At 43.8% G+C, this 20,772-nt stretch carries 19 protein-coding genes; 10 read left to right on the top strand and 9 right to left on the bottom strand.

The features are described 5' to 3' along the window. Positions 1-76 precede the first annotated feature (76 nt). The 4 genes from L4C33_RS05805 to tpx all read left to right on the top strand — a co-directional run bounded on the left by L4C33_RS05805 (position 77) and on the right by tpx (position 4,752). Positions 77-871: a helix-turn-helix domain-containing protein gene (locus L4C33_RS05805; RefSeq protein WP_428811494.1), complete on the top strand. Its 795-nt coding sequence runs from the start codon at positions 77-79 to the stop codon at positions 869-871. A 99-nt stretch (positions 872-970) separates the two neighbouring features. After that, positions 971-1,633 carry a LysE family translocator gene (locus L4C33_RS05800; RefSeq protein WP_428811493.1) on the top strand — a complete coding sequence of 221 codons (663 nt, stop codon included), beginning with the start codon at positions 971-973 and terminating at the stop codon, positions 1,631-1,633. 91 nt (positions 1,634-1,724) lie between these two features. Next, complete coding sequence (gene ggt / locus L4C33_RS05795) at positions 1,725-3,482, top strand: gamma-glutamyltransferase (protein ID WP_428811492.1); 1,758 nt, start codon at positions 1,725-1,727, stop codon at positions 3,480-3,482. Between the two features lie 772 nt (positions 3,483-4,254). After that, complete coding sequence (tpx, locus tag L4C33_RS05790; protein ID WP_428811491.1) at positions 4,255-4,752, top strand: thiol peroxidase; 498 nt, start codon at positions 4,255-4,257, stop codon at positions 4,750-4,752. A 103-nt stretch (positions 4,753-4,855) separates the two neighbouring features. On the opposite strand, the gene uvrD is transcribed toward tpx, so the two are convergent. Continuing rightward, the gene (gene uvrD, locus L4C33_RS05785) at positions 4,856-7,030 is read right to left on the bottom strand and encodes a DNA helicase II (RefSeq protein WP_428811490.1); all 2,175 of its coding nucleotides are present in this window, start codon (positions 7,028-7,030) and stop codon (positions 4,856-4,858) included. A gap of 268 nt (positions 7,031-7,298) precedes the next feature. On the opposite strand from uvrD, the gene L4C33_RS05780 reads away from it, so the two are divergent. From L4C33_RS05780 to L4C33_RS05765, 4 genes are all read left to right on the top strand, one after another. Then, complete coding sequence (locus L4C33_RS05780) at positions 7,299-7,559, top strand: BufA1 family periplasmic bufferin-type metallophore (RefSeq protein WP_428811489.1); 261 nt, start codon at positions 7,299-7,301, stop codon at positions 7,557-7,559. A 77-nt stretch (positions 7,560-7,636) separates the two neighbouring features. Next, positions 7,637-8,494 carry an MNIO family bufferin maturase gene (bufB, locus tag L4C33_RS05775; RefSeq protein ID WP_428811488.1) on the top strand — a complete coding sequence of 286 codons (858 nt, stop codon included), beginning with the start codon at positions 7,637-7,639 and terminating at the stop codon, positions 8,492-8,494. Next, positions 8,491-9,243: an HvfC/BufC N-terminal domain-containing protein gene (locus L4C33_RS05770; protein ID WP_428811487.1), complete on the top strand. Its 753-nt coding sequence runs from the start codon at positions 8,491-8,493 to the stop codon at positions 9,241-9,243. Before bufB ends, L4C33_RS05770 begins: the two co-directional genes overlap by 4 nt. A gap of 19 nt (positions 9,244-9,262) precedes the next feature. Then, the gene (locus L4C33_RS05765) at positions 9,263-9,721 is read left to right on the top strand and encodes a DoxX family protein (RefSeq protein WP_428811486.1); all 459 of its coding nucleotides are present in this window, start codon (positions 9,263-9,265) and stop codon (positions 9,719-9,721) included. A gap of 87 nt (positions 9,722-9,808) precedes the next feature. Here L4C33_RS05765 and tsrA read toward each other — a convergent pair whose 3' ends face one another. Next, positions 9,809-10,090: an H-NS-like global regulator TsrA gene (gene tsrA, locus L4C33_RS05760; protein WP_428811485.1), complete on the bottom strand. Its 282-nt coding sequence runs from the start codon at positions 10,088-10,090 to the stop codon at positions 9,809-9,811. Positions 10,091-10,191: 101 nt separating this feature from the next. Further along, positions 10,192-11,379 carry a multidrug effflux MFS transporter gene (locus L4C33_RS05755; protein ID WP_428811506.1) on the bottom strand — a complete coding sequence of 396 codons (1,188 nt, stop codon included), beginning with the start codon at positions 11,377-11,379 and terminating at the stop codon, positions 10,192-10,194. Between the two features lie 115 nt (positions 11,380-11,494). On the opposite strand from L4C33_RS05755, the gene L4C33_RS05750 reads away from it, so the two are divergent. Both L4C33_RS05750 and L4C33_RS05745 read left to right on the top strand, forming a co-directional pair. Then, a complete protein-coding gene (locus L4C33_RS05750) occupies positions 11,495-12,436 on the top strand; it encodes a LysR family transcriptional regulator (protein ID WP_428811484.1) in 942 nt (313 codons plus the stop codon). Between the two features lie 123 nt (positions 12,437-12,559). Further along, positions 12,560-14,350 (top strand): aminopeptidase P family protein, encoded by a 1,791-nt coding sequence (locus L4C33_RS05745; RefSeq protein WP_428811483.1) that lies wholly within the window; start codon positions 12,560-12,562, stop codon positions 14,348-14,350. A gap of 113 nt (positions 14,351-14,463) precedes the next feature. Here the strand turns inward: L4C33_RS05745 and thiH are convergent, their stop codons facing one another. From thiH to thiC, 6 genes are read right to left on the bottom strand one after another with little or no spacing between them, the layout of a single operon-like run. After that, positions 14,464-15,576, bottom strand: coding sequence for a 2-iminoacetate synthase ThiH (gene thiH, locus L4C33_RS05740; protein WP_428811482.1), 1,113 nt, complete (start codon positions 15,574-15,576; stop codon positions 14,464-14,466). An 8-nt stretch (positions 15,577-15,584) separates the two neighbouring features. Next, positions 15,585-16,349: a thiazole synthase gene (locus L4C33_RS05735; protein ID WP_428811481.1), complete on the bottom strand. Its 765-nt coding sequence runs from the start codon at positions 16,347-16,349 to the stop codon at positions 15,585-15,587. A gap of 2 nt (positions 16,350-16,351) precedes the next feature. Continuing rightward, positions 16,352-16,561, bottom strand: coding sequence for a sulfur carrier protein ThiS (gene thiS / locus L4C33_RS05730; protein ID WP_428811480.1), 210 nt, complete (start codon positions 16,559-16,561; stop codon positions 16,352-16,354). Next, complete coding sequence (locus L4C33_RS05725) at positions 16,558-17,352, bottom strand: HesA/MoeB/ThiF family protein (protein ID WP_428811479.1); 795 nt, start codon at positions 17,350-17,352, stop codon at positions 16,558-16,560. Before L4C33_RS05725 ends, thiS begins: the two co-directional genes overlap by 4 nt. Beyond that, positions 17,345-18,619, bottom strand: a complete 1,275-nt coding sequence (locus L4C33_RS05720) for a thiamine phosphate synthase (protein ID WP_428811478.1) — start codon at positions 18,617-18,619, stop codon at positions 17,345-17,347. Before L4C33_RS05720 ends, L4C33_RS05725 begins: the two co-directional genes overlap by 8 nt. A gap of 4 nt (positions 18,620-18,623) precedes the next feature. Beyond that, positions 18,624-20,573 (bottom strand): phosphomethylpyrimidine synthase ThiC, encoded by a 1,950-nt coding sequence (gene thiC / locus L4C33_RS05715; RefSeq protein ID WP_428811477.1) that lies wholly within the window; start codon positions 20,571-20,573, stop codon positions 18,624-18,626. Between the last annotated feature and the right edge of the window lie 199 nt (positions 20,574-20,772).

Below are 20,772 nucleotides of genomic sequence, written 5' to 3'. Positions count from 1 at the left end.
TTTACAAGACAACGGTGAATTACGAAGATAAGCTTGGTTGAATTGATGACAATTTGACCAAGCTTTTTTTTGTACCATGGATAAAGTCCACTATTACTCGACACCAACAAAAGATATCAGCCTAATCCAAGCTCAATACCAAGAGTTTGCTTTTCAGCGCCACTATCACCTGGACTTCCACATTGGCTTAATCACTCAAGGCCAACAAAAGTTTGTCTATCAAGGGACTAGTCATCATGTGGGAGCTGGGCAAGTGGTTATCATGCCACCCGATGAGCTGCATGACGGTTACTCTAAGCTCGATTCTGGCTATCAAGTGAGTGTGTTTGCAGTTTCTCCCCAATGGTTTCAAGATCTTGCCGATCCCAAGCAAAATGGTCACACATTAGGCTTTTCTGAGTTGATCCTCTCTGATCACGCGGCTTTCTCACAACTCTGCAACCTACATGGCTTGTTAATTAATCAAAACGTCAGCCAACTCGCTCAGGATTGTCTACCCTTTGAGGGTTTCTCTTCCATTGTGGATCGTTATGCTCAATTCGGATCGAAGAACCAAATTCAATTGGGCAATCAATCTATCCGTACTCTGAAAGAATACCTAATGGCGAATCTTGACCAACCCATTCGCTTAGAACATCTGTCTGATCTATGTGGCTTAACCACAACTCAATTCCAGCGACATTTTAAAAACAAAATGAAGATCACTCCTTACGCATGGCTAAGCCGATTACGTATGGAACAAAGCATGCGTTTAATTAAATCAGGGATCTGCGGGACTAAGGTCGCACATCAAGTAGGATTTTATGATCAGGCACATTTTTCCAAGGCTTTCAAAACCACATTCGGCGTACCACCTTCACAAATCAACTAAGTGTTGATAATTTACAATTGCTCGATTTTAAATCACGGTAAGCTACGCTCAATACGATTACTTATTAGAAAATAGCGGCAACGTTATTGAGAACAAACAATGAACGAAGTCACCATACTTATCACCCTAGCCTCCATCCACTTCATCGCTTTGATGAGCCCAGGCCCCGACTTTGCGCTTGTCGTTCAAAACGCGACTCGTCATGGCAGACAAACAGGTTTATATGTAGCTTTAGGATTATCTTGTGGGATCTTACTGCATTCACTACTCAGCCTGACTGGGATCAGCTATCTCGTCCACCAGCAGCCAACCTTATTTGCGATCATACAACTAGCAGGTGGTAGTTATTTATTGTATCTCGGCTATGGAGCACTAAAAGCCACCTGGCAAATCATTCAACATCACGACGATGACACAGATTCAACCGAATCCAGTGATCTAATTCTTACCAATAAACGAGAGGCATTTTCTAAAGGGTTTATGACTAACATCCTCAACCCCAAAGCCTTAGTGTTCTTTATTAGTTTGATGTCGAGCCTAGTACCCGCTGATATGTCTCTTTCAGGTAAAGGCTTTGCGTTAATCATCCTATTTGGCCTTTCGTTGTTTTGGTTCTCGCTATTGGCTTGGACACTATCCACCAAAGCTCTACAGAAGAAGCTACATGAAGCGACTGTTTATATTGATGGTCTATGTGGTGCGGTATTCACCATGATTGGCTTAAGTATCCTATGGCAATCTGCTTCATCGCTGCTTATTTAAATTAGAATCAAGATTACAATTCATTAACAACGTACTGGCTAAATATTATTTCCACTGCCAATCTAGCTCTGCATATTAAAAGGAGAAGATCATGCTGTGGAAAACAAAACTAACAACCCTCGCCACTTCTACCCTACTTTTTGCCTCTCACGTCAGTTGGGCAAATCAAGCTGCCGATTCCGTCGCACCCGAACAAAGTAGTGGTTTAGAAACCAAGCAACTCGTTAAAGCCAATGACTGGATGGTCACCGCAGCCAACCCATTAGCAACACAGGCTGGTGCTGATGTGCTTGCTCGTGGTGGTAATGCGATTGATGCCATGGTTGCTGTACAACTTATGCTTGGTTTGGTGGAGCCTCAGTCATCAGGTATTGGTGGTGGTGCGTTCCTTGTTTATTTTGATGGCAAGGACAAGCAACTCAAAACCTACGATGGTCGTGAAACTGCACCACTTGATGCCACACCACGTCTATTCCAGGACGAAAACGGCCAACCGCTTAAGTTTTATGATGCCGTTGTTGGCGGTCGCTCAGTTGCGACACCAGGTACGGTGCAATTGTTGTGGGACACTCACCAGAAATACGGCAAGTTAGAGTGGGCATCACTGATCAAGCCAATTGCTCAACTAGCCGAAGAAGGTTTTACCATCAGTCCGCGTTTAGCCACCTTGATTGAAAACGACCAACAACGACTAAGCCGGTTTGCAGCTACTAAAGCATACTTCTTTAATGCCGATGGCAGCCCGAAAACATCAGGAACTCGACTTAAAAACCCACAATACGCAGCTACGTTAGAAGCGATCTCAAAAGATGGTGCTAAAGCGTTCTACCAAGGTGAGATTACCGCTGACATTATCAACACAGTACAAACCGCGAAAGGTAACCCCGGCGTTTTAGCTCAAAAAGACTTTGATGCTTATTCAATCAAGCAGCGTGAACCCGTTTGTTCCGCTTATGAGAGCTACCAAGTTTGTGGCATGGGACCGCCAAGTTCTGGCGCCCTCACGGTTGGTCAAATCTTAGCAATGACAGAACAGTTTGATCTTAAATCTTGGGGGCCCGACAACGCTAAATCATGGCAAGTGTTAGCAGACGCTTCACGTTTAGCCTTTGCTGACCGTGGAATGTATATGGCAGACCAAGATTACGTACCAATGCCGACGCAAGGGTTAGTAAATACTGACTATTTACAAGAACGCTCACAATTAATTACTGCAGGTAAAGCTTTAGAGAGCGCACCATCCGGAACCCCACCATGGGATCATGCGATGCAAAGAAGTCAGGACATTTCGATTGAGCTTCCTTCCACCAGCCACTTCAACATTGTTGATGCTGATGGAAATGTAGTATCGATGACTACCACCATTGAGAATGCATTCGGCTCCCGTTTAATGGTGAGAGGCTTCCTACTTAACAACGAACTGACAGACTTCTCATTCAAGACCCACAACAATGGCAAGCCTATCGCTAACCGACTTGAACCAGGCAAACGTCCACGCTCTTCGATGGCACCAACCATTATCATGCAAGACGAAAAACCTTACATGGCGATTGGCTCTCCGGGTGGCAGCCGCATCATAGGTTATGTCGCACAAGCGATCATTGCTCACACCCAATGGGACATGGATATTCAACAAGCCATCAACCAACCACATTTCCTAAACCGATTCGGCACATTGGATATCGAAAAAGGAACATCGGCAGAGAGCTTTAAACCTGAGCTTGAAAAAATGGGATTCGAGGTGAACATCCGCGATCTTAACTCTGGATTACACGCAATTCGCATAACAAAAGATGGCCTAGAAGGGGCTGCTGACCCTCGCCGTGAAGGCGTAGCCATTGGGCAATAGCGAATATGTATCCCTTTTCACTCATTAGCTTGTGCGAGATCTCTCACAAGTCAGTGAGTGAATATCGATATTTAGCTAAGAGAACTAACAACAACCAACCCTAACTAATTGAAACAAAAGGAAACGTATATTTTACAAGCAAGAAGTCACCGAGATAATTCACCTAGGTGCCATTGCTGATAAATTGGAGATCGCTAATATTAATGGTGTCGGAAGGATGCTGACACGGAACAGGAAACGCCAAGGACTTGGTTATCTTCAGGATGAAGATTCGATTACTCAGGATGAATAATCGGCATGGATAGCGAAATGGACATTGAATGGACGCAATAGTAACTAGGATGGTTGCTACTAAGGAAAGACAATGGACACCTCTGGACGAGGAAAGGACTAAACATCAGGATGATGTAAAGGACACCGCTCAAGGAACAAGTGACGCGCGCTAACGAGGATTGTTGGCAGATCAGGATAAGATCAAGGACACCGCTAGGAAGGCGACGAAAGGAATACGCTGAAGGATAACAGCACACTATCATGGATTTGATGCATGGAGCACACTTAGTAGCCGGATTGCTGCGAGTAAGACTACAGACCCCGATGAGCGCAAGCTCTCGGGGTTTTTCTTTATCTCTTCATAAAACTTATCTGTAAAACCAAATGAAACGATAATGTATCAAAAACAAACAATCTATTTACAAGTGGGGCTATTTCATGCAAGTATTAAATAGAACACCAACCCATAAATATTCTAAATAAGTTAAATAGGTTTTATATGTCTACTGTAACGTTTCAAGGTAACCCTGTACAAATCAACGGCTCAACTCCTCAAGCCGGCAGCCAAGCTCCTGAGTTTTCACTTACAACTGGCGATCTTTCAGAGCTAACTCTGGCTTCTCTGAAAGGTAAAAAAGTTGTACTGAACATTTTCCCAAGCATCGACACACCAACATGCGCTCAAAGTGTACGTACTTTCAATGAAAAAGCTGCACAGCTAGAAAATACAGTTGTAGTTTGTGTATCTGCTGATCTTCCTTTTGCTGCAGGTCGCTTCTGTGAAGTAGAAGGTATTGAAGGTGTTCAACACGCTTCGACTTTCCGTTCACCAGCATTCGCAGCAAGCTACGGCGTAGAGATTCCAGAAGGTGCTCTTGCTGGCCTAACAACTCGCGCAGTTGTTTGTATCAACGAAGAAGGCCTAGTGACACACAGCGAATTAGTTGCTGAGATCACTGAAGAGCCAAACTACGCAGCGGCACTTGCTGCATTGTAGAAAGCTTTCTATACAGAAATGTTTTTAGTTCGCCCCAATAAGCGAGCAATAAAAAGAGCAGCGATTCGCTGCTCTTTTTTATATCTCAATAGAAACCTGATAGTTAAAGCTGTTCTAAGCGAGCATAAGCGGTCACTAACCACTTGATCCCTTCACCATTAAATGCTACTTGAACTCGGCTCTGAGGGCCACTTCCTTCGAAGTTAATGATAGTACCTTCACCGAACTTAGGGTGCTTAACACGAGAGCCCAAGCTAAAACCGGTTTCATTAAAGTTCTCTTTAACTGCCGTAGAGCTAAAGCGACCACTACTTGCTGGTCGGCTTACCTGCGCCTTCATGCGGACTTCATCTAGACACGTTTCAGGCAGTTCACGAATGAAGCGTGACGGCTTGTGGTACTTATCTTGACCATACAGACGACGCATTYCCGCGTAAGTGATGTAAAGCTTTTCCATCGCACGAGTCATGCCTACATAACACAAGCGACGCTCTTCCTCTAAACGCCCAGCTTCTTCTGCAGACATTTGGCTTGGGAACATGCCTTCTTCCACACCCACCATGAATACCATTGGGAACTCTAGGCCTTTCGCACTGTGTAAAGTCATCAACTGAACGGCATCATCAAACTCATCAGCCTGCCCTTCACCCGCTTCTAGTGCCGCGTGAGTTAAGAATGCCGTCAGCATACTCATCTCATCCGCTTCTTCAGGTTTCTCGAACTGGCGCGTTGCCGTTACCAATTCTTCCAAGTTCTCAATACGAGCTTTAGACTTTTCGCCTTTCTCTTGCTCATACATCGCAAACAAGCCAGATGATTTGATCACGTGGTCAGTTTGTTCATGTAGCGGTAATTCTAGAGTGTCATCTTCAAGTGCATTAACCAGCTCAATGAAGCGGCTCAAGGCACCTGCAGCACGACCTGCTAAAACTTGCTCTTCTAACAACGCCACACTTGCTTGCCACATCGTTGCACCGCGGTCACGAGCAGCGAAACGAATCGTTTCTAATGTCTTATCACCCAAGCCACGCGTTGGTGTGTTTACCACACGTTCAAAAGCAGCATCATCGTTACGGTTGCCCATTAAGCGCATGTAACTCAAGGCATCTCTGATTTCCTGACGTTCGAAGAATCTCATGCCGCCGTATATACGATATGGCAATCCCCCTTGAATAAGGGCTTCTTCCAAAACACGAGACTGGGCATTATTACGATAAAGCATCGCGGTATCTTCTAACGCTCCACCTTTTTCCTGCCACTCTTTGATTTTACTTACCGTGAAACGTGCTTCATCTAACTCGTTATAAGCAGAATACACTGAGATAGGCTCGCCATCGTTACCATCAGTCCACAGCTCTTTACCCATACGCTCTGTATTATTCGAGATAAGTTCGTTAGATGCTTGCAGGATGGTTTTAGTCGAACGGTAATTCTGTTCAAGACGAACAGTCGAAGCACCAGGAAATTCATCTAGAAACTTTTGAATGTTTTCAATCTTAGCACCACGCCAGCCGTATATTGACTGATCATCATCACCTACAATCATGACGTTACAGTCTGGTCCCGCCATCATTCTCAGCCAAGCATATTGAATGTTGTTGGTATCTTGAAATTCGTCGACCAAGATATGTTTGAAGCGAGCTTGGTAATGCTCACGAATGTGCTTCTTATCACGCAGCAATTCATGAGTTCTAAGCAAGATTTCCGCAAAGTCGACCAAGCCAGCACGATCACATGCCTCTTGATAGGCAGAATAAATCTTCAGCCACGTTTGAGTAACAGGATCGTGATAAGCATCAATGTGGTTTGGACGTAACCCTTCATCTTTCTTGCCATTAATCCACCACGACGCCTGTTTTGCAGGCCACTGCTTCTCATCAAGATTCTGAGCTTTGATCAATCGGCGGAGTAAACGAATTTGATCGTCTGAATCAATAATCTGGAAATCTTCAGGTAATTTTGCATCTAGGTAGTGAGCACGCAAGATACGGTGACAAATACCATGGAAAGTACCGTTCCACATTCCTGACGAGTTGCCCATCATCAACTCATCGATACGACCACGCATCTCTGCTGCCGCTTTATTGGTGAAAGTCACTGACATGATAGAGAACGGTGATGCCTGCTCTACGGTTTGTAACCACGCTATTCGGTGGACCAACACTCGCGTTTTACCACTACCAGCACCTGCTAAGATCAAAAGGTTACTTAACGGAGCTGCAACTGCTTCTCGTTGTTTATCATTGAGGCCATCGAGTAAAAGCGAAGGATCGATCATGGAATGCTCACTACTGGGTATTTATACATAAAAGTTGATTATAACCTAAACAGCCACATCAGTTGAGATTAATAGCCACAAAAAATCTTAGATTTAAAGCCAACATTATCAACCACTTACCATCAACCTCTAACATAAATATATAAATTTCAGAAAAATAATGAAATTTTTGAAGGCGTTTACCTATCCTTTTTTATAAGCAAGTTGATATTTAACAATTAATTAACTTGTTCACTAAGTATAAAAATAATGTCGAGAGGAAATGACGATGAAAAAATCTAATCTTGCTGTAACTGCTGCTATCACTAGCCTAATCGCCTTCGGTGGGACTGTTCTTACTTCTGCACCAGCGGAAGCTGCCGGCAAAGAAAAATGCTACGGCGTCGCTAAAGCGGGAAAAAATGACTGTGCGACGAAAACAAGCTCTTGTGCTGGTACTGCAAAAGAAGATAACCAAACCGATGCATTTGTTGTCGTTCCTAAAGGCCTGTGTGGCAAGCTTGCAGGTGGTAATACTCAGTCTTCATAATCGCCTGATAACGGAAAAGTTGGGGTGAGCCTCTCCAATAAGGCTCACCTATCTTTATGACCACATAGGAGCATCGTATGAACCCACTACCTCTTCATAACAAAGTCGGAGTAGGACTACGAACTCCACACCTTGATTACTTTAGCCGAGAGTCACCTCAACTGACCTGGTTAGAGATCCATAGTGAAAATTATTTCCGCCCTAACTCTCCAGAACGCCGTCAGTTACATACCATTCGCGAAAAATACCAAATTAGCTGTCATGGCATAGGTCTCTCACTTGGTTCCGTTGAAAAAGTAAATCAAGCTCATCTAAATCAATTGAAACAGCTCACTGACGAAATTGAACCTTTTTTGATTTCTGACCACTTAAGTTGGAGCCAGACAGGCGGCCATTATTTTAATGACTTACTTCCATTGCCTTATACAGAAGAAGCCCTGGACGTATTCTGTCGTAATGTCATTAGCGTACAAGAACATCTTAAACGCCCTATTCTTATTGAAAACCCATCAAGCTATTTGAAATTCAAACATTCAACAATCAGTGAATGGGAGTTTTTAACTGAAGTTCAGAAGCGAACTGAGTGTCGGTTACTGCTCGATCTCAATAATGTCCATGTATCCGCCTTTAATCATGGTTTTACTGCTCAACAATATTTAGAAGGCATTCCTGCAGATAAGGTAGATGAAATCCACCTGGCAGGCTTTACAGTAAAACAGCTAGAGCAAGGAGAGATTTGGATTGATACCCATAGTAAACCCGTTAGTGATGAAGTGTGGCAACTGTTTGATACGTGGATAGCTCAACATGGAGAGCGCCCAACTCTCATTGAGTGGGATCTTGATATTCCGGAACCAGCAATACTGCTAAATGAAGCAAACAAAGCTAGCCAAAAGTTATTGGGTATAGATATATCCGGGAGAAAAGTATCATGACGCCCTCCCTTGCAGATATTCAGAATGAATTTGGGATCGCATTACGTTATTTAAGTGATGGCTCTAAGTGCGATGTGATCAGCGACCACTTTACTTCAGAGCAACGTATCCAAATTTATCGTAATAATTTTATCATCAGCTTGGTCGAAGTACTTAAAGCCACATACCCAATGACTGAAGCGCTAGTCGGTGAAGAATGCTTTGAACAACTTGCTCGTAAGCACGCTTTGTTGTCTCCCCCAACATCCTGTGATATCTCCACTTACGGTGTGCTTTTTGAAGAAACCGTCGCTCATTTCCCTGAAGTAATAAACGCAGCCCCTTATATTAAAGACGCCATTCAATTTGAGTGGTGTTGTGATGCTTCACACTCCCAATTGGCAACAAAACAACCAGAAGATCTGTTACCGCTTTCTTCAATTGGTGAAGTGCCCGAAGCACAGCAAGCTTCGATAACGTTATGTTTGAAAAGTAACGTGATTCTATTCAGCTCTAAATATTCCTTATTTTCATTACAGCAAGCCATTGAATTAAACCAGCTCGATAACTTAGACATCAACAACGCGGAATCGGGGTTTATTCACCATTTGTTAGGCGGGTCAATCGAGCGGAAGGTATTGAGTGATGATTGCTACTCACTCCTTCTTTGTATTGCGAAGCAGCAAGCATTAGAACAAATAGCCCCCGAGCAACTTGCTCATTTAAACACGCTCATTGAGTTAGATTTAATCGCAGGCTTTTCTATCTAGAAATGACAAGGAGGATAAAATGAACACTAACGGTATTAACTCACTCATCATTACTTACGACAATATCGTCAAGCAAGCTCAAACGTTGTTTATACCCATGCTGCTTTTATTTTGTCGGCTTTGGGTTGCGTGGATTTTCTTTAACTCTGGGTTAGTGAAGATAGCCTCTTGGGATAGCACGCTATATTTGTTTGAACTTGAGTACCAAGTTCCCTTATTGCCGTGGGAACTGGCAGCCTATATGGGTACAGCGGCAGAACTCATCTTACCGATATTTCTAGGGTTAGGTCTTTTAACTCGCCCGATGGCAGCGGTTCTATTCGTCTTCAACATTATCGCTGTGGCTTCCTATCCAGTACTTTGGGAGCAAGGCTACTACGATCACCAATTATGGGGATTAATGATTTTGATTGTTGTGGTATGGGGAGCGGGACCTTTCTCTGTAGACAAGCTGATAAAATCTAAGCTTTCAGACTGATTAAAGTCCTATCTACAACGACCACATCAGTATGTACAGGCACAAAAAACCACTCATTCGAGTGGTTTTTTTGTAGAAACTAAGCGGTTACTTATTTAAGAACTCTTGTAGCTCTTCGGCAGAGATACCTTGTGCTAGCAATTCTTTTGCGAGCTGTTGTACTTGCTCGCCTTTACGAGATTCAACAACTTGCTGAAACTGATAAATAATATCGCGTAATGTTTCGAGCGGCACCTGCTTTGCAGCGCTGCGAATTCGCTCTTCACTTTGGTTGCCTAATTCACTAAGCAGTTTACCAAACATAACCTTTTCTGGTGCATCTTCCATTTGCTCTAAGACGCGAGCCATTTCATAGGTAGTTAATGACATTACAGTATTATTCCGTTGCGAAAATCAACAATTGTATGAGCGACAAATATACACTTGTTTAACAGGTTGGCAAACCGTCTTTTCGAATATTTACGCTTCAATTACGATCTAGCCGCCACTCCATGCCAAGTTCGGCCAACCTTAGCAAAAAGAATGAATAACGCAGGGACAATAATCCACATTTGAAGCGCTATCATATGCTGTGGCTCTAGCCCCAAACGCTGCATAGTACCAACAAGTAAACCTGAACCACTCATTTGGAATAAACCCAATAACGCAGCTGCAGTACCGGCACGGTCACCAAATGGTTCTAACGCTTTACCCGCAGCCGCACCAAGAATCCACGCAAAGCCAACTGACGACATAAATATTGGTAGCATAAACGCGAACGCGGTTTGCTGACTCGCCAGTAAGAACATTACAACGCCAGCCAAACCTAAGGTTGCAACCCCGATAACCAATGCTTTATGTGTACCAAACTTATCCATGAACTTAGGCGCGGTAAACGCGGCAATAATATTGATCAGTGCATTCAAGCCAAACCAGTACGTAAACTCGTTCATAGTTAAGCCAAGGTTTTCCATCAGCACGACAGGAGCCGAAGTCACATAGGCAAGAATTACCGCCATCGCCATCATACAAAGTGAAGCGTGAAACAAGAATGAAGGCGTACTAATTACAGACCAGTATCGTTCAAACTTAAACACAGCTTGCTTCTCTGTCGCTGGGTTGGACTCTTTCATGAACACCAACATCAACAGTCCAACAACGACAGAAAAACCGGCCATGAAGCTAAAATTGCTTCTCCAACCAAACTGCTGAGTCAGCCAGCTACCAAGAATTGGCGCTAATGCAGGGATGAAACAGATTGCGCCATTCAAGTAGCTGATCATCTTGCCGCTTTTTTCAGGGCCGAAGATATCGCGAACCGTTGCAAAAGCAGCTACAGAAGTCGCACAAGCTCCTAAGCCTTGCAGCAACCGAGCGATCAACATCCATTCAATTGACTGAGCTGCCCACGCCAAGCAAGCACTCACGCCATAGATGAGGATCCCCCCTAATGCAACGGTTCGACGTCCTAGTTTATCTGCCAAGGGTCCAGCAAAGAGCTGACCGACGCCCATAGCAAACAGAAACCATGTAATTGTATCTTGTGCTAAAGCGTGTTCCACGTGAAACGCTGTTGATATCTGAGGTAATGCCGGAAGATAGATATCAATCGCAAGCGGGCTAAACAAAACCAGCATAGCGAGTAGAGCCACCTGAAATTTACTGTTTGAATTGGTCATAGTGGCAGGCACAAGATGTTCCTTATTTGGTGAATGTGGCGCAATCATACTGGCATACAGATATGAATGAAAATGGCATATACTCATTACCATTATTCCATTTTGGAAAAGTACTATGAATCTAGAAAAGTTGGCCAGAATAGATCTAAATCTATTGGTTTGTTTACAAGTACTGCTTGAAGAGCTCAGTGTCACACGAACGGCCCACCGGCTTTGTTTAAGCCAATCTGCTGTCAGCAAATCTCTAGCAAAATTAAGAGAGCAATTTGATGACCCATTATTTATACGAAATGCTCATGGGCTTAGGCCAACCCCTAAAGCACTATTCCTTAAACCTAAGCTTGAGGTATTAATCAATCACCTCGAAGTTCTTACTCAACCTGAAGCCTTTATTCCCAACAACAGTGACCACAGTTTCCATATTGCCGCTGTAGAGAGCGTTTACCCTTTAATACTTCCCCACTTCTTACCCGCTATTTTTAGACAAGCTCCGAAGGTCAATATCAACACTCATGCTTGGACAGAGCAGACGTTCAAAAAGCTTCAACTTGGTGAGTTAGATATTGGCTTAACCGGCAAAGACATAGACATCAATGATGCACGTCTAACGATGCTTCCGCCCGATGATATTTGCGAGCAAGAGATCTATCGTGATGCACAGATGTGTGTCTTGAGACGCAATCATCCAGCGCTGAGTGGTAAGTGGGATTTAGAAACATATTTGGCTCAGCGTCACGTGCAAGTACGTTGTGATGGGAATGACCGATGGTTACTCGATTACAAATTGGCGGACATGGGACACCAACGTGATATAGCGATATCGGTACCCGACTTTAACAGCGCAGCAAGCCTATGCACCTATACCGACTTTGTGTTTACCGCCCCTAGTCATTTTACCTATCTTGTCGCGAAACAACTCGATCTCGTTGTTGTTCCATTGCCTATGGAATTCCCACCAATGGCATACACTCTTTTTTGGCATCGTGACAGAGAGAATGACCCAGCTCTTACTTGGCTTCGGGATATCATCAAAGAAAAAACCCTGCACCTTAGATAAAAATGGCGTACAGCGTTTGCAGCAAACGAGCAAAAGCGATAGCTTAATCACCTACATAAGTCCCTTCACAACATCACGTGTTGTGAGTGTAACAAGGACGTCTAACAATAAGGATAAACACAGATGCACAATATCACTGCTGAACGCGTAACGGCCGTTCGAGCTTGGCTTGAAGTCAACAACCTAAATGCTGTTATCATTCCACATGAAGATGAGTACTTGGGCGAATACGTCCCTGCACACAATGAACGTCTTCATTGGTTAACTGGTTTTACTGGTTCTGCAGGTGCGGCTGTTATTACACAAGCAACGGCAGCTATTTTTGTTGATGGCCGCTACACAGTTCAAGTACGCAAGCAAGTGCCAGGTGAAGTATTCGAATATCGTCATCTAATTGAAGAACCGTCATTAGATTGGTTAATTCAATCTCTTCCACAAGGTTCAACAGTGGCTTTCGACCCACGCATGCACACAGCGGCATGGTTGAAAGGTGCTCAAGCTAAACTTGCGAATAAATTGGAGCTGAAAACCTTATCGACAAACCCAATTGACGAACTTTGGTCTGATCGCCCTGCACCAATCGTATCTGATGTTCGCCTAATGGCAACAGAATCTGTTGGTCAATCTTGTTCAAGTAAGCGCAGCAAAATCGCAGAGCTACTCAAAGCGAAAGATGCTGATGCTGCAGTACTAACAGAATTAGATTCGATCTGTTGGTTACTGAACATTCGCGGCCTAGATGTTTCTCGACTACCAGTTGTGTTATCGAACGCAATTATTCATGCAGACCAATCTGTCGAATTCTTTTTAGATCCTAGCCGTATTCCTGCTGAGTTTTCAGAACATGTCGGCCAAGGCATTACCGTTCGCCACCCATCAGAACTTGAGTCCGTATTAAAGGAACTGACGGGTAAACGAGTAACCGTAGATTCAGGCACAAGCAACGCTTGGTATACACTCGTTCTACAAAATGCAGGCGCTGAAATCATTGAGTCTGCTGATCCATGCCTTATGCCAAAAGCTTCGAAAAACGATGTTGAAATTTCTGGTATGAAAGCATGTCACGTTCGTGATGGCGCAGCGATGGTGAACTTCCTGTCTTGGCTAGATGCAGAGGTCGCACAAGGAAAACTTCACAACGAAGCAATATTGGCAGACAAAGTACAATCATTCAGAGAGCAAGACCCTACTTTGGTTGACCTTAGTTTTGATACTATTTCTGCCGCTGGCGGTAATGCAGCGATGTGTCACTACAACCATGAAAACCAACCAGAGCCAGGTAAGCTTGAACTGAATACACTTTACCTTGTCGATTCTGGTGGTCAGTACCTAGATGGCACAACAGATATCACACGTACTATCGCGATTGGCCAACCAACGGATGAGATGATTAAACAGTTCACATTGGCGCTTAAGGGGCATATTGGTATTACCCGTGCTCGATTCCCTAAAGGAACTCGAGGTTTCCAACTGGATATTCTTGCTCGTCAGCACCTATGGGCAGAAGGTTATGATTATGACCACGGCACTGGTCACGGTGTTGGTCACTTCCTCAGTGTTCATGAAGGGCCGCAAAGTATTTCCAAGAAGATTATCGATGTACCACTTGTTGAAGGTATGGTGCTTTCAAATGAGCCAGGCTATTACCGTGCCGATGAATTTGGCATCCGTATTGAAAACCTTGAGCTWGTCGTTGAACTCCCAACAAGCGGTGACTTCTCTGTACTTACTTTCGAGTCACTAACACGTTGCCCGATCGATAAGCGCAACATTAACGTTGATATGCTTACCCGCCCAGAACTAGCWTGGTTAAACGAATACCATCAAAAAGTATGGAATGATGTGAGCCCGCTTGTTAAAGGCGAAGCACTAGAGTGGTTACAAAAATCAACTGAACCGTTGAGTCATTCATAGTAATAGCGAATAAAAAGGCTACCAATACGGTAGCCTTTTTGTTTAGCGGGATTCAAAGTCACGACTGTTTCACGTGAAACATATCATGATGACAAGTTGCCTTAACCAGAAACTTACCCCGAATAACCGTTATGCCAGTCCTTCCATACTGGATCAAAACCGCGCTGACGAATCATAGACTCGATACTAGCCGCACTTCTTTCATCACTAATTTCAAACTGCTCGAGTTCCTGCTCTTCAAGAGCATAACCACCAGGTTGAGTTTTCGAGGCAGCAGACATGCTTGTTACACCCAAAGGCAATACGTTATCTCGGAACGTCGCAGACTCTCGGGTAGAAAGAGACAACTCAACCTCAGGGTTCAATAAACGATAAGCACAAATCAATTGCACCAACTGCTTATCAGACATGATTGATTTAGGCTGCAGTCCACCCTCACAAGGTCGTAACCTCGGAAAGGAAATAGAATAACGAGTCTGCCAATACTTACGTTCCAAATAGTCCAAATGTGCTGCGACATAAAAGCAATCAGTTCGCCACTCTTCTAATCCAATAAGAGCACCAATTCCAATCTTATCTATTCCCGCTTTTGCCAAACGATCAGGCGTTTCCAATCGATACTCGAAATCCGTTTTATTGCCTCTTAAATGGTGTTCAGCATAGGTGCTTGGGTGGTAGGTTTCTTGATAAACCATTACAGCATCTAACCCTAGCGTTTTTAGTTCAGCATATTCATCTTGATCAAGAGGCTGAACTTCCATAGCAAGGTAATTGAATTGCTCTTTGATAATGGGTAATGCTTGACGAAAATACTTCATCCCTACTTTTGTTTCATGCTCACCTGTTACAAGCAAAACGCTATCAAACTTCATTTTCTTGATAGCCGCGACTTCTGCTGAAATTTCTTGTTCATCGAGAGTACGTCTTTTAATTCGGTTCTCCATTGAGAAGCCGCAATACGTACACGCATTAGCGCATAAATTTGAAAGATACAGTGGGATATACAACGAGATTGTATTTCCAAATCTTTGCCTCGTTAGTGCCAAAGACTGTTGTGCCATCTGCTCTAAGTAAGGTTCTGCAGCTGGAGAGATCAGCGCTTTGAAATCTTCCAAATCACGTTTTGGTTTGGTTAGCGCTCGCTCTACATCCTTCGCCGTTTTACTGTAAATCGATAGCTTAATGTCATCCCAATTCAGACGACTAAACTCTTGAACAAAGCTCATGCTCACTCCTAAACATCTAAAAAGGATGTAAGCGGGCTTGACGCGACTGCATGAGACACCTGACCAGCTAGACCTGACTCATACGCCAATCGACCTGATTCAACCGCCATTTTGAATGCGCTTGCCATTGCGATAGGGTTCGGTGACGCTGCGATCGCGGTATTAACTAAAACCGCATCTGCGCCCATTTCCATTGCAAGCGCTGCATGTGAAGGAGCGCCTATACCAGCATCAACAACAACCGGTACATTTGCCTGATCGATAATGATTTCTAGGAAGTCTATAGATGCGAGACCCTTGTTAGAACCTATAGGCGCACCCAGCGGCATTACAGCGGCACAGCCAACTTCTTCGAGTCGCTTACAAAGCACAGGGTCAGCGTGACAATATGGCAACACGACGAAACCATCTTTTACTAATTGTTCCGCAGCTTTCAAAGTCTCGATCGGATCTGGCATCAAGTATTTTGGATCTGGGTGTATTTCAAGTTTAAGCCAGTTAGTACCCAGCGCTTCACGAGCTAAGTGAGCAGCAAATACCGCATCCTTTGCGTTTTTTGCGCCTGACGTATTGGGTAACAAACTAACTCCCGCTTCAATAATGGGCTGTAATATATCGTCTTGAGCAGAGTGAATATCGACACGTTTAAGCGCCATCGTTGCAAGTTGAGAGCCAGACACCTTGATAGATTCTGACATTAAATGTTTATTTGCGAACTTACCCGTACCAGTAAAAAGTCGAGATTCAAATGTTTTATCAGCAATAGTTAGCATGATTAGCCCCCTGCAATAGCTTGAAATAATGAAATGGAATCACCATCGTTGACCGCTGTTTGTTCCCAGGCACTACGAGGAACAACCACGTTGTTAATAGCAAACACACAACCTAATTCAGGTAGTGATAAAAAAGAAATAATGTCAGCCAAACTTGAACCAGCCGAAACCGTTTCTGTTTGTTCATTAATTTTAATTGTTAAGGAGCTCATTCGGCCCTTTCCTTAATCTGTTCTTGAGATAGGTTAGAATTATCGCCACCACATACACTGCAACTCGGATCCTGAACCATGGTCAGGTTCATCCAATTCAAGGTCTTTCCATCGAAGATTTTTAGTAGCTCAGTAGATGTAGAAAACTTTCCTGTAGCCAATTTTTGAATCGCGGCTAATGCTTGCATGTTTCCCATCGTTCCAACGACGGGCCCTACAACACCAGCATCGCTACATTTAGTCGCAGCTGTAGACTGATCAAATGGATAAACACAACGATAACAATTATTCTGATTTGGAAAATCGAGAACCATAAACTGCCCTTGCCATCCAATAGCAGAAGCAGAAAGAAGTGGTGTCGCTTGTTTATGACACGCGGCATTAACCTGTTGTCGCGTTGAAAAGTTGTCACTGCAATCTAGTACTACGTCTGCAAGCATTACCTCTAGATCCAATTGAGCATTACTCAAACGATGCGGTATTTGCCTTACCTGACAATCGCCATTAATTGCAGATAGCTGATTCGCTATGGCGCTTACTTTTGGGGAATCAATATCAGACTCTCGATATACTACTTGTCTCTGTAGGTTACTCGAATCAACAGTGTCATCATCGACAACTACAAGACGGCCAATTCCAGCTGAAGCTAAGTAAAGTGCAGCAGCACTACCCAAGCCACCACAACCGATCATCAGCACATGAGCGTTTAATAAGGCCTGTTGACCTTTCTCTCCAACTTCAGGTAAACCAATTTGTCGTTGATAACGAAGAAAGGATTTATCATCAAGCATGTTCTAGCCCTAACTCAATCTTCGTAGCAGCTACGCTTTGAGGCCTTGACATGATTTTCTCAAACTCGCCAATCACACGTTTAGGTGAATTAGATAAAGTAATCGCTCTCACTACCGCTAAACTTGAGACGCCGCACTCCCACACTAAAGGAGCGGTAGATTGGTCGATGCCACCAATAGCCACCGTTGGATAACCCATATCTGTTTGACTATAAGGAATGGTATCAATTAGTCTTTGATAAAGCGCTAGCCTCACCAACCCTTGAGGCTTAGAAGGCATATCTTTAGTTGTGGTCGGAAATATATGACCCAGTGCTATATAGCTTGGTTCTATCTGCACAATACGCAGTAATTCATAGTAACCATGTGTTGATAACCCCAACTTGATGTCAGCGTTACTCAAAGCGGTCAGGTTCGACTCTTCAATGTCCTCTTGCCCTAAGTGAACGCCATAAGCCCCATGCTTAATGGCTAGTTGCCAATAGTCATTGATAAAGACCTGACCACCGTACTCTTCACCAAGGCGAATAGAGCGTTCTATCTGCTCTTCTAAGTCGGTTTTCTTCGAGTCTTTGATTCGAAGCTGAGTGGTTTTAACTCCAAGCTTTAGAAGTTTCTCAATCCAGTCAACGCTATCAACAACCGGATATAGCCCTAGAGTTGGTTTAGACATTTTGGGAAAAGCTATCGCTTTGCCATCAATCGTCCATCCCACTTGAATAGATAGACTTGGGTTCTCAAGGATCGGGGTAGGAAAGACACTAAAATTACTAGGCCATGTTTCACGTGAAACACTACAAGCTGCACGAGCGAGTACTAGCGCATCTTCTAACGGAAAGTCCAATGCAAGACTAGTCAATAGCCACGCCATATGACGAGAAGGGTCTAAGTCTTTGGCAAACATAGCACTTACTTCAAGCGCACGGTTTGAACCAAGGTGAGACCAAATGTCCACTTGGCTGCCTTGGCTTTCAACGCCAATAAAAATAGTTTCAGGTGATAAAGAAAGACGGTTCGCTACGTCATCACAGGTCTGTTTTGACAGATAATCAACACTGATATCCGCGTTACTTAAACCTATGGTCGATGTCGATTGATGATAACCAACAGTCATTGACTGGTTATCATCAATAATAGAAAAGTACTGAGTTGGGCTTACGCCCAACTCAATGTTTTTGATCTCGAAGCCTTGTTGCTGAGCGACCAATAAACAGTTTTGTACTTCTCCCGTGATCTCGATTAACTGAGATGGGATTAATACTTTCACGGTCTTAGTCCTCTAACTGAGCTTCTTTTGCATGTGCTGCTGGATGGTAAAGTTCAGAGCCTGTTTCACGGAACTCTTGAGATTTTTGGCGCATCCCCTCTAAAGGGTTATCCAACATTTTAATTTCAATAGCTTGATCGGCTGCGACTTGCTTAGAATCTTTCGCATACTCACGAACTTCTTGAGAAATCTTCATTGAACAGAATTTAGGGCCACACATAGAACAGAAGTGAGCAACTTTCCCAGATTCCTGAGGAAGCGTTTCATCATGGAATGAACGTGCTGTATCTGGGTCTAAAGATAGGTTAAATTGGTCTTCCCAACGGAATTCAAAGCGAGCTTTTGATAAGGCATTATCACGAATTTGCGCGCCAGGGTGACCTTTCGCTAAATCAGCAGCATGGGCTGCTAACTTGTAAGTAATCAAACCTGTCTTAACATCTTCCTTGTTAGGCAAGCCTAGATGCTCCTTAGGGGTCACATAACACAGCATTGCACATCCATACCAACCAATCATCGCGGCACCGATGCCTGAGGTTATATGATCATAGCCAGGTGCGATGTCCGTAGTCAGTGGACCAAGTGTATAGAAAGGCGCTTCATGACAATGCTCTAACTGCTCATCCATATTTTCTTTGATCATGTGCATTGGTACATGACCAGGGCCTTCAATGATCACCTGAACATCGTATTCCCAAGCGACTTTAGTCAATTCACCCAGTGTTCGCAGTTCAGCAAACTGAGCTTCGTCGTTCGCGTCGGCAATTGAACCAGGTCTAAGACCATCACCTAAAGAAAGAGCAACATCGTACTTGGCACAGATTTCACAGATTTCACGGAAGTGGGTATATAAGAAGCTCTCTTGGTGATGAGCAAGACACCACTTAGCGATAATAGACCCACCACGCGATACGATGCCAGTGACTCGCTTTGCCGTCATAGGTACATAACGTAATAACAAACCAGCATGAATCGTAAAGTAATCAACCCCCTGCTCAGCTTGCTCAATTAACGTATCTCGCATCACTTCCCAGTTCAGGTTTTCAGCGACACCGTTTACTTTTTCAAGCGCCTGATACATAGGAACAGTGCCAATCGGTACTGGGCTGTTACGAAGAATCCATTCACGAGTCTCATGAATGTTTCGACCAGTAGAAAGGTCCATGACGGTATCACCACCCCAACGAGTCGACCAAACAAGCTTTTCAACTTCTTCCTCAATAGAAGAGCTTACTGAAGAGTTACCTATATTGGCGTTCACCTTAACTAAAAAGTTACGACCAATAATCATTGGTTCTGATTCAGGGTGGTTAATATTAGACGGAATGATCGCACGACCTTCTGCGACTTCTTTACGCACGAACTCAGGTGTAATTTCTTTAGGGAGATTGGCACCAAAGTTATGACCAGGATGCTGATGGTTCAGTTGCTCATCTGCAAACTTTTGGCGGCCCATGTTCTCGCGGATAGCGATATATTCCATCTCAGGAGTAATAATACCTTGGCGAGCATAATGAAGTTGAGTAACACAATGACCAGTGTTTGCGCGACGAATACGTGGAAGGTTACCGTAGCGAAGCTCATCTAGAGTCTCATCCGCTAAGCGTTCTTTAGTGTAAACAGAGCTAACATCATCTAATAGCTCAGTGTCACTACGCTCCTCAATCCACTGTTCTCGCAGTTTTGGCAGACCAACGTGAAGGTCAATTTCATGCTTAGGATCAGTGTAGAAGCCTGATGTATCATAAACATGAATAGGTTCATTCGGTTCAAATATTGGTGCTTCTTTCGTTCCACCCACTAAGCTATCTGCTAGTGAAATCTCACGAACGGGGACCTGGATATCAGGGCGAGAACCTTCAATATAGGTTTTAGTTGAATTTGGATACGGCTGTACTGACAGTGAATCTATGAACTGTTTCGCTTCCAGTCTTGCTTGTTTACGACTCGACATAGCATTTTTCCTTGGCTGATTAGCCTTTAATTATTTGGATAAAAATGCTTGGCGGATTGATGCTACAAGAGGGATCGATTACTCAGGATAGAGTAATGATCGAATGATAGGATAACTAGAAGAAGACTAGTTAAATATCTTCTCTTGTTCCCTTCGCAGGTATTAGCCTGATCAGGTTCAACGGATCCCGAGTTAACGG

Source organism: Vibrio makurazakiensis (assembly GCF_050337375.1).
Classification (GTDB): domain Bacteria; phylum Pseudomonadota; class Gammaproteobacteria; order Enterobacterales; family Vibrionaceae; genus Vibrio; species Vibrio makurazakiensis.
This window is presented reverse-complemented; position numbering and strand designations above follow the sequence as displayed.

What these genes read in the sequence shown, in the direction of transcription:
- tpx (WP_428811491.1), top strand. Translation starts at nt 4,255, where the DNA reads ATGTCTACTGTAACGTTTCAAGGTAACCCTGTACAAATCAACGGCTCA.
- L4C33_RS05805 (WP_428811494.1), top strand. Translation starts at nt 77, where the DNA reads ATGGATAAAGTCCACTATTACTCGACACCAACAAAAGATATCAGCCTA.
- L4C33_RS05780 (WP_428811489.1), top strand. Translation starts at nt 7,299, where the DNA reads ATGAAAAAATCTAATCTTGCTGTAACTGCTGCTATCACTAGCCTAATC.
- ggt (WP_428811492.1), top strand. Translation starts at nt 1,725, where the DNA reads ATGCTGTGGAAAACAAAACTAACAACCCTCGCCACTTCTACCCTACTT.
- thiS (WP_428811480.1), bottom strand. Translation starts at nt 16,561, where the DNA reads ATGAGCTCCTTAACAATTAAAATTAATGAACAAACAGAAACGGTTTCG.
- thiC (WP_428811477.1), bottom strand. Translation starts at nt 20,573, where the DNA reads ATGTCGAGTCGTAAACAAGCAAGACTGGAAGCGAAACAGTTCATAGAT.
- L4C33_RS05765 (WP_428811486.1), top strand. Translation starts at nt 9,263, where the DNA reads ATGAACACTAACGGTATTAACTCACTCATCATTACTTACGACAATATC.
- L4C33_RS05800 (WP_428811493.1), top strand. Translation starts at nt 971, where the DNA reads ATGAACGAAGTCACCATACTTATCACCCTAGCCTCCATCCACTTCATC.
- L4C33_RS05735 (WP_428811481.1), bottom strand. Translation starts at nt 16,349, where the DNA reads ATGCTAACTATTGCTGATAAAACATTTGAATCTCGACTTTTTACTGGT.
- tsrA (WP_428811485.1), bottom strand. Translation starts at nt 10,090, where the DNA reads ATGTCATTAACTACCTATGAAATGGCTCGCGTCTTAGAGCAAATGGAA.
- bufB (WP_428811488.1), top strand. Translation starts at nt 7,637, where the DNA reads ATGAACCCACTACCTCTTCATAACAAAGTCGGAGTAGGACTACGAACT.
- L4C33_RS05725 (WP_428811479.1), bottom strand. Translation starts at nt 17,352, where the DNA reads ATGCTTGATGATAAATCCTTTCTTCGTTATCAACGACAAATTGGTTTA.
- L4C33_RS05750 (WP_428811484.1), top strand. Translation starts at nt 11,495, where the DNA reads ATGAATCTAGAAAAGTTGGCCAGAATAGATCTAAATCTATTGGTTTGT.
- L4C33_RS05755 (WP_428811506.1), bottom strand. Translation starts at nt 11,379, where the DNA reads ATGACCAATTCAAACAGTAAATTTCAGGTGGCTCTACTCGCTATGCTG.
- thiH (WP_428811482.1), bottom strand. Translation starts at nt 15,576, where the DNA reads ATGAGCTTTGTTCAAGAGTTTAGTCGTCTGAATTGGGATGACATTAAG.
- L4C33_RS05770 (WP_428811487.1), top strand. Translation starts at nt 8,491, where the DNA reads ATGACGCCCTCCCTTGCAGATATTCAGAATGAATTTGGGATCGCATTA.